This window comes from Arthrobacter sp. JCM 19049, assembly GCF_001310435.1.
Window position 1 is genome coordinate 1 of record NZ_BAXF01000908.1, and the last position, 579, is coordinate 579.

Sequence of the window (579 nt, forward strand, 5' to 3'; positions counted from 1 at the left end):
CCCAGCTGGATGTTCAGCGCCGAATGCGGACCGGGCTCACCGCAGCGCACGCAGTCGGTGAAGGAGGGGGCCCAGCCTGCCACGGACAGGGCGCGCAGGAGGTAGGAGTCCAGAATCGGTCCGGGGTCCACGCTGCCGCGGGCCAGCAGCGCGATCGCCCCGTGCAGCAGCCGGTATTGGCGCATCGTGGAGTCGGCGTCCGCCTCCAGCAGCCGTTCGGCGGTTTCCACCATCGCGGTGGCCACCGTGTAGGCGGAGTAGTCGCCCACCAGCTTTTGCCCGTAGGGGTGGCGCAGCTGGGCCTGGGAGATGATGTCCAGGCTGCGGCCCATCACCACCTGGGCGTCGACCTCCATGAACGGTTCCAGGGTGCTCCCATCCGCGAGGAGGTGCGCCGCACCCCTTGGCCACGGCCCGGACCAGCCGTTGGGGGTGATCAGGGTGATGATGCGGTCGGACTCGCCAAGCTTGTGGGTACGCAGAACAATGCCGCGGGTGCGGTAACTGCGTGATGCGAATCCAGATCTTGCCACACCCCCCAATTATCGCACTTTTGCACCGCTCCCGCGCACCACGCTC

At 67.9% G+C, this 579-nt stretch carries 1 protein-coding gene; it reads right to left on the reverse strand.

Features of this window, described 5'->3' with window-relative positions; all coding sequences use genetic code 11:
- The coding region (gene recO, locus JCM19049_RS17055; RefSeq protein WP_279403510.1) for a DNA repair protein RecO at positions 1-533 on the reverse strand (533 nt) is incomplete at its 3' end.
- Between the last annotated feature and the right edge of the window lie 46 nt (positions 534-579).